Raw genomic sequence first — 8291 nt, forward strand, 5'->3', positions numbered from 1 at the left:
GCCTCTCAGAATGCGCTGGAAGCCTTTGGTCCAATGTTGCCGGAATTCCTGGGCGGTTCGGCAGATCTAGCGCCCAGCAATTTGACTATTTGGTCGAAATCCGCCTCTATCGCTGATGATCCAGCCGGTAACTATATTCACTACGGCGTGCGTGAATTCGGCATGACAGCTATTGGTAACGGTATCGCCCATCACGGCGGCTTCGTGCCATATACGGCAACCTTTTTGATGTTCTTCGAATATGCCCGCAATGCGGTGCGCATGGCGGCGCTCATGAAGGCGCGCCACATCATGGTGTATACCCACGACTCCATTGGCCTGGGTGAAGACGGTCCGACCCACCAGCCGGTGGAGCAATTGGCCAGCCTGCGCATGACGCCGAATATGAGCAACTGGCGTCCCTGCGATCAGGTAGAAACTATGGTCGCCTGGAAGAAAGCCATCGAGCGCCACGACGGTCCCACAGCACTTATTCTATCGCGCCAGAAGCTGGCACAGCAGGATCGCACGGCGCAACAGCTAGCGGATATTGCCCGCGGCGGTTATGTGCTTAAAGACTGCGACGGGCAACTAGAATTGATCCTTATCGCCACCGGTTCGGAAGTTGAGCTTGCGGTAGCCGCTTATCAGAAGTTAAAGGATGAAGGCCTCAAGGTGCGTGTGGTATCGCTGCCCTCCACCGACGTCTTTGATTTGCAGGACGAGGCCTATCGCGAGTCGGTATTGCCGAAAGCAGTGACGGCCCGTATCGCCATTGAGGCCGGCATCGCCGACTACTGGTACAAGTACGTCGGTCTGAACGGGCTGGTTATCGGCATGACCACTTTCGGTGAATCAGCGCCAGCGGAAGAGTTATTCAAAGTGTTCGGCTTTACCGTAGACAACGTGCTGAGCAAGGCGCGCCTGCTGCTGAAATAATTTTTGCCTTACCTCACTCCGGCAACCCTCGGGTCCCGGTGTTTTTGTTTGTTATCCCCCTTACCTTGTTACACCTGGCATCCCAGAGGTTCCGCTCACCAAAGCTATCGGACGCTGCCGAGACCGCTTTCGCCGGCAACTAACGGCGGTGGAAGCTTTACCTTATCGGGCAATAGATTGAGACACGCCAGGCTCGGTTACTGAACGGAGGAGAGTAATGTTATCGATGTGTATTGGCCGAACGACTTGCGCAATACACATCGTCATGTCGTCTATCAACGAGCTCATCTGCTTTTCGCTAACCGTGTAGCAGCACTGGAATAATAATTGTCTTTTTTATTCTCTGGCAGCAACAGCAGATTTTATGATAAAAGAATCGATTAATGCCGTAAAAATTCGATTTGTTATTAATAAAGCGTATAGTAGCATCATTGCTGATAGAGGGTATTGTACGTTAATGTGTCAAGCCAATAATGAATTGCAAGGACGCAGAAACGCACTCGGTATTCTCCTTTAATTTTGAGGCTGCACGCCGGCGCAGACTGCATTGCAACGATCGTCGTCGGCAACAGGTATATAAAAAGTTTTTTTACCATGCTAATGAACGTGCACCGTTTCAATTATGACTCTTACCTGCCATTCAATTTTTCCGTACCGTTGATTTTCTGGAGGTCGCTTATGCTGACCAGTATTGTCCACCATCGTAGATGTATTGAATATTATCATAATAATTTGTAATCAAGCCGCTTGTCGAAAAGCGCCAAGCGTTCGTGTGTGTTACGATTGTCTTCGATTGACAAATCTGCCCATTGCGATAACTACACAGTGGCTATCATAAAACCATAGTGAATATTTTTATTCTCGCTCCTCTCGGTACAGTTATATAACCGGTACAAACACAGTATTCGGACGTTGCCCGGTTGCGCTGAAGGCATCCAGGCGCGATCCGGCGGCGGACGGACGGCGAAGTCTTTAACAAAATGGTCGGCACTTGGTTAGGAGAGCAAACTACGGTGATTTATTAATTTGTTGCTCTACAGGATCCCAACGCTAATAGTCTCTCATGGGGCGGTTATCGATGGACCCGATAAACACTCGTCTCGACAGAGGGAGGTTTTACTAACCCAGCATAGGTTACAGACAATAAATATAGCCCAGCGGTAGCAACGGCCTGAAAGCTGCAATTGGCGTGAAGGTGTACGGTGACGATGATACAGCAGCGAGCCGCCGTTCCTGGCCTGACAGATGTCACCGCGCGCCAACAGATATTACCGGGCGCGCTCTTCGTCAGTCGAATACCCCGGCAGCGCTTTTAGCCTCGCACCCAGAGTAATCCTTACCCGAGTCAGGTGTCACCTAACGCAGCGTCGGCAGGCATTAGCCTGCCGACGCTGCCGGTCTCGCCAGTCAAAATATTCTAATTACCCGCCAGCGTTAATATTTTCTCCAAACTGCTCGTTGACCACCATTAAAAATTTAATTAATTATAAAAATAATATGTAATTTTAAGATAGTGATATATGTTAAATGAATTATCTTCCTATCATCGCCATATTGGGATGCATCATATTCACTCGCCGCTCGTGGGACTGTTGCTACTGAACCAGCTTAGCACCGTGACTTGCAGCCGCACCCGAACCCCGTTCAATACCACAAACGCGTGACTCGCGGGGAAGAAGGCGCCGTTCTCGGCATGTGTATTGCGCAGTCTCCTCTCCCCCTACACCGAGCTTTTTTTGCGCTCGGCCGTCAGTTAGCCGCCGTCAACACAGCCACGCAGCTGGACCTGCTGTAATAATAATGGCTTTACCATCGTAGATGCGAACATTGCGTACCATCGTCAGCGCTTCTGGGAAAGGAATTTCCATAATCTTAATAACCTTATCCTCGACTCCAACCCCTCCTGCGCTGCGGTGCGAAGTATCATCATATTCGGCGGCGAAGAAATATACCAGCTCGGTCACACTGCCTGGGGATGTATATGCCACAAAAAGTTTTTCTGCTTTACCCACCGAAAAATCGGTCTCCTCCTTCGCTTCGCTCCTGATACACTCCTCGAGAGAGTCATCATTCAGCAGGCTGGCACAGGTTTCGATTAGGATATCGTCGGCATTGCCTTTGATATAAGTAGGCATACGAAACTTGCCGGATTAACACTACACTGTATTTTCCTCGGTGATAATGTAATATTGTCGCACCGCCGTTGCCGCTGCCGCATATTTCTCGCATCTGACGTCTAACTGCCGCCGTATTTTTTCATCAGATCGTAGATAATTTTACGCAGAACAAACCAGTGCTGAGATAACAACGTATTTCTAATGATTTTAATCTTAAAAGATATAACATTTCCGAGATATAACATTTCCGATAGTATTTTCAGGAGAATAGCGTAAAAATGATCGTAATCTAATACGCCCCGCGGCATCAGGCCAGTCTAATGGATCAGTTTTTTACAATATCTCCTTTGCTTATCCAAGTCTTATCCGCGACATACGAGTAAAGTGCAAAGCACCAGTGCGAAGGGTCGCGTAGCGACAACCGGCTAAGCTATTGCCTTGAAATTATACAGCTGGATAGCTAATTTTGTTGATCGCCCTATTTTTGCTTGGGTGCTAGAAATTATTGTCTGCCTGACTGGCGTGATGGCCATCATATCGCTGCCGATAGAGTAATATCTCGGCTGGCGCCGTCGAAAATTCTTATTTCGTCCAATTATCCCGGCGCCTCTGTGCAGAAGATGAAAAATAAAGTTACCCAGATTATCGAACAGAATATGACCGGTCTCGATAATCTGTTATATATGGCCTCGCAAAGTACCAATATCGGCCGTGCTATCACCTACGCTGACTTTATTTAGAGGGTACCGATCCTAATGAAGCTATGCAGCAGGCACAAAATCAACTACAGGCCGCTTGCCGCAGGCCTTACAAAGCCCAGAGCGTGACAGTAACCAAAACCGGCGACACCAATTTGATGATGATGGCTTTCGCCTAGACCAATGGATCTATGGATAAACAGAACATAGCCGACTATAGTGGTTAGCCACGTACAGGATCCGGTAAGCTGGGTTAGCAGCATCGGTAGTATCAATGCCTACGTCTCGTAGTATGCGATGCATATCTGGCTCAACCCTAATCAAATAAATAACTACGACTTGACCACCGATGATATAGTGTCAGCCATTAAGACATAAAACTATCAGGTAGCGATAGGATATATCTCGGCAGCACCCCACGTTGGACAATCAATCCTTTAACGCTACTATCAATACCCCTAGGCGCAGCTTCAAACGCCAGATCAATTCCATGCTATTGCGCTGCGCGTCAATCAGGACGGTTTGTATATTACCCTCGGCAATGTCGCGACAATGGAGCTAGGATAGGAAAACTATGATTATTTGGCGTGCTACAGCGGTATGGCCGCGTCTGGCATGGGCATCAAATTGGCCTAAGTCGCCAATAAATTGGAAAACAATCTGGCGGTAAAAAAGAAAATAACGGAACTGGAACCGTTCTTTCCCCACACGGTCTGGGGAAAAATCACCTACGAAACCACCACATTCGTTAGCGCCTCGATCCGCGATGTGGTGAAAACGCTGTGCGCAGCTATTTTTAGTGTTTTTGGTGATATATTTATTTTTGTAGAACTTTCGCACCAAGCTTATATCCCACTATCGCCGTCCCGATCGTGTTATTAGGCACCTTTACAGTGCTTTATTTGTTCAATTTTAGTATTAATACGCTCACTATGTTCACAATGGTACTCGCTATCGGTCTCTTGGTTGACGATGCCATCATCGTGGTGTAAAACGTCGAGCGGGCGATAAGAGAGGAGACGCGCAAATCTATGGGCCAGAGGGGAAGATTTAGGGATACCTGGTGAGCATCGCGATAGTATTATCGGCGGTGTTTTGCCGATAACGGTTTTCGGCGGCACCACCAGCGCCATTTATCGCCAGTTTTCTATGACTATTATTATGACGTTGATGGTGCTATTTATGGCGTTGATAGTGCTGTCGGTATTGGTGGTGATGGTGTTTACGCTTGCCTTGTGCGCCACACCGTTTAAACACCTGCCCGGCGGTCAGCACCACGGCCGACGCGGCTTTGCTTTTTCGGTTGGTTGAAACACTGTTTCAACTAAAGCACCCTACGCTATAAACACGGCGTTGCTGGTGTAATAGGTGATACAGCGCGCTACCTTCTAGTTGTTGCTTTGCGCGCTGCTGCTGATTAGCATGATGGTATAGATGTTTTCATTTGCCCACGTCGTTTTTGCCCAAAGAAGATAATGGCGTGTTTATAGTGCAGGTACAATTTCCGGTCGGCTTCCACCCAACAACAGATATTAAAAGTGATCGAAAAAGTCGAAAACTATTTCATGACCCAGGAGAAGGATAATGTGCTGTCGGCATTTTCTACGGTGGGCTCGACGCTGGTTCCTGGCGGCAACAGCCAGAACATGGCGAGTCTGTTCGTTCGTCTGAAAAACTGGGAGGACCGCGCAAGCGCCGACTGCTCATCCTTTGCCATTACTGAGCGCGCGATAAAATCCTTTAACAAGATTCCTGAAGAGTAAATTACTTACCAACAATCCGACGGCCACTTCGTGGCTGGACAATGCCACTGGCTTTGATTTGATGCTGGAGGATCATAGCGGTATCTGCCATGGAGCGCTCATGGCAGTGCCCAGGAACAACTGTTATCCGCTGCAAAGAGTTCCCCACTGCTAACCTGCGTCCTACATAACGGCCTGGATGATAGCTCATAGTTGCAGATCGATATTGATCAGCGCAAGGCGCCGGCGCTTTGTGTGTCAGTGGATGATATCAACAATACGCTGCAAACAGCCTGGGGGGATCCAGCTACGCCAATGAATTCCTCGATCGCGGGTGGGGGTCGGCGCGTATATGTTCAAGAAGCGGCAAGATACTGTATGTTGTCGCAGGATATCTATCGTTGGTATGTACGTAACAGTAGCGGCAGTTGGTTCTCTTCTCGGCTTTTTCTAGTTCGCGATCAGAATATGGCGCGCCTCGTTTGGAGCATTATAACGGTCATTCTTCTCTTGATATCGTCAGAGATGCAGCCTCTTCTAGCGTCAGCAGCAGCGCCGAGATAGACAAAATGGAAAAACTGGTGCGCCAATTGTGCTTTTGACATACTGGGACTGGAATAAAAGCCGCCACATTCTATTAAGAGAGGTTACCAGGCCGCCCAGGCGCCTTGCGCTCTATTCCATCTCGATGCGGTAGTATTCTTCCTTGTCTGACGGCGCTATACAAAAGCTAGTCAATCTTTTTCTCGGTCATATTGATGGTTCTGCTTGGGGCACTACTGGTAAGCGACCTGGTTCCTCGACATTGACAATGACGTTTATTTCTAAGTGGGGCTATTAACGGTAATAGTCCTATCGGCCACGAATACTATTCTCATTGTTGGATTCGCCAATGATCTGCATACGCGCGGCATAAAGCTGATGGAAGCGATCCTAGCGGCGCGTATGCATTTATGACCGACACGCATGCATTTACGACCGATAGTAATGACATCCCTGGCATTCGTTTTCGGCGTGTTGCCGATGGCCAGCAGTCGGGGAGGGAGCCGGCTCTGCCAGCCAGCATGCGGTGGGTACCGTGTCGTCATTGGCGGTATGCTTACCACATTCCTGGCGATCTGTTTTTATCACGCTATTTTACGTGTTGATCAGGCGGCGTTTCCTGCTGATGCCCGGGGGCACAACCTCGCCGGTAGTGTCGACGACCGCCGCTGATAACAAGAATACCTGACCACACTCATGGCGCTCCCGGCAGGCTCGATTGCCGGCGTAGCGCACTAAGGACGGGTCAGAAACTGGCATTACCTGACGGGGTCAAAATCGGCGCGTCGGCNNNNGGGAGCCAGAATTGCCGCCAGCATCTCGGGTAAAGATAGACACAGGAGTATAGCCGAGCGTCGATTAATACAAGCAAGGTCGTCGCCCTGCTCATAACGACCAATTGGCTATATTGATGTGAGTCACTATCACGTCGTGAATCGCCTGGCCCTTACGGCATACGAACGAATACCCTGGCGGAGGAAAAGCAGACAGGGCCTTTGCCAATGCGGCGAACACAACGCGGAAAATAGATACCTTGCCTATGGTACTAGCTGAACTGGTACAGGACGGCCGGAGGACATCAATGCTTGCAGGCTGCTAAGCGATGACGAAAACTAATAGACCACTGTCTCTTCAACATCTCCATTACTCTTAAGTTTCCTACCAGCACAGGCTGCTCTGCTGGTTGATAAGAGCACCGCTTCTATAAAATCTTTCCAATTGCCCAATTCTTTATTTAACATAACTACCTCATTCTAATTCTGGCAGCATTATACCGATTGACGATCGTTAATAACACACCCTTCAGACGCACAGAAAATATCATCCGCGATGCGAAAATAGAAATGAATATGCGTCAAAACTAGGTACGATGGTTGTATTTTAAGTGAAAATAAAATAGATTGCATATATTTTAAGATATATGTTAACTTTATTAACACTAGTTAACCCAAGATATTTACGCCTCTGGTCCGCTGTCGTTCGTGCGTCGGAAGGGTGTAAATTGGCACGTGCGCGACAACGCGGATGTGGCATGAGTTCTGATCCACTATGCCAACGCATCCAGCCGGCGTTTATTTAGCCCAAAATAGTCGGCGATTATTCATAAGCCACTCTCATCATTTTGCTCAATTAATTACTGCCCTACTTAGCGTAATGTCCGCCTTGCGCATATAGGGGCAGTATAATAACATTATAAATATATTATTTCATTGAATAGTAATTGATCGTTAGATTGCAACGTGGCACTGTCCACAATCATACTCGCTTTGAATTTCAACGACCTTAACCAGCTATCGCTCGAGTAAAACTATTTAACTAACGCCAGCCACATCACCGGAGTTATGGACAACCGGCAGCTCCAGCCGTCGTTCGCTGAAGCCCACCCTACGCCGCCATCATCCCGTTAGCCACCATTTTTGGCACCTGACGGAGCAGCCTTCGCACTGCTGCCCACCACACAAGCTTGCTACGACGCTGTGGATCCCACAGTCTTTTTCCCTCATCATAGAGAATTATTGTCCTGGTCGTCTGATAAAGAGAGATGTCAGGCGCCCACTTTCCCGCTTAAGCTTAACGTTTAGATATGTCCAACGATTTACAGCACCCTATCGCTACACTGTATGGCATCAAAAACTGCGATACGGTAAATTGGCAACTGCTGCTTAACACCAGCGGTATCACCTGGCGCAAACTCAGCGATCAACAGCGCGCAGAAGCCGGCAACGCCCGTGGCGAAGCAGCGCTGATGCTCAGCCAACCGGCCATTATTAAGC

At 48.6% G+C, this 8291-nt stretch carries 7 protein-coding genes and 3 pseudogenes; 8 read left to right on the forward strand and 2 right to left on the reverse strand.

The window, feature by feature from the left end:
* A partial coding sequence (locus tag BG74_RS15390) for a transketolase-like TK C-terminal-containing protein (protein WP_305809554.1) occupies positions 1–918 on the forward strand: 918 nt, incomplete at its 5' end.
* Between the two features lie 1763 nt (positions 919–2681).
* Here the strand turns inward: BG74_RS15390 and BG74_RS00525 are convergent.
* Positions 2682–3259: pseudogene (locus BG74_RS00525) on the reverse strand (NUDIX hydrolase).
* A 396-nt stretch (positions 3260–3655) separates the two neighbouring features.
* Between BG74_RS00525 and BG74_RS15395 the strand changes: the two are divergent.
* The 6 genes and pseudogenes from BG74_RS15395 to BG74_RS15420 all read left to right on the forward strand — a co-directional run bounded on the left by BG74_RS15395 (position 3656) and on the right by BG74_RS15420 (position 6690).
* Positions 3656–3775 (forward strand): hypothetical protein, encoded by a 120-nt coding sequence (locus BG74_RS15395; protein WP_244267056.1) that lies wholly within the window; start codon positions 3656–3658, stop codon positions 3773–3775.
* Positions 3776–4381: 606 nt separating this feature from the next.
* A pseudogene (locus tag BG74_RS15400) lies at positions 4382–4725 on the forward strand (efflux RND transporter permease subunit).
* Between the two features lie 103 nt (positions 4726–4828).
* Entirely contained in the window at positions 4829–5044 is a 216-nt protein-coding gene (locus tag BG74_RS15405; RefSeq protein WP_244267057.1) for a hypothetical protein, read from the forward strand.
* A gap of 227 nt (positions 5045–5271) precedes the next feature.
* On the forward strand, positions 5272–5496 hold the full coding sequence (locus BG74_RS15410) for an efflux RND transporter permease subunit (protein ID WP_244267059.1): 225 nt from the start codon (positions 5272–5274) through the stop codon (positions 5494–5496).
* A 240-nt stretch (positions 5497–5736) separates the two neighbouring features.
* Positions 5737–5844, forward strand: a pseudogene (locus BG74_RS15415) (hypothetical protein); the annotation flags it as partial.
* 618 nt (positions 5845–6462) lie between these two features.
* The gene (locus BG74_RS15420; protein ID WP_244267060.1) at positions 6463–6690 is read left to right on the forward strand and encodes a hypothetical protein; all 228 of its coding nucleotides are present in this window, start codon (positions 6463–6465) and stop codon (positions 6688–6690) included.
* A gap of 440 nt (positions 6691–7130) precedes the next feature.
* Here the strand turns inward: BG74_RS15420 and ypfM are convergent, their stop codons facing one another.
* Positions 7131–7259 carry a protein YpfM gene (gene ypfM, locus BG74_RS19250; RefSeq protein WP_187202437.1) on the reverse strand — a complete coding sequence of 43 codons (129 nt, stop codon included), beginning with the start codon at positions 7257–7259 and terminating at the stop codon, positions 7131–7133.
* An 842-nt stretch (positions 7260–8101) separates the two neighbouring features.
* On the opposite strand from ypfM, the gene BG74_RS00535 reads away from it, so the two are divergent.
* Positions 8102–8291, forward strand: a 190-nt coding sequence (locus tag BG74_RS00535; RefSeq protein WP_305809555.1) for a thioredoxin domain-containing protein, incomplete at its 3' end; no start/stop codon positions are given.

It is taken from the genome of Sodalis-like endosymbiont of Proechinophthirus fluctus (assembly GCF_001602625.1).
Lineage (GTDB): Bacteria > Pseudomonadota > Gammaproteobacteria > Enterobacterales > Enterobacteriaceae.

Excerpts from the sequence above, each read along its gene's own strand:
- BG74_RS15395 (WP_244267056.1), top strand. The coding sequence starts at position 3,656 with ATGAAAAATAAAGTTACCCAGATTATCGAACAGAATATGACCGGTCTC.
- ypfM (WP_187202437.1), bottom strand. The coding sequence starts at position 7,259 with ATGTTAAATAAAGAATTGGGCAATTGGAAAGATTTTATAGAAGCGGTG.
- BG74_RS15420 (WP_244267060.1), top strand. The coding sequence starts at position 6,463 with ATGACATCCCTGGCATTCGTTTTCGGCGTGTTGCCGATGGCCAGCAGT.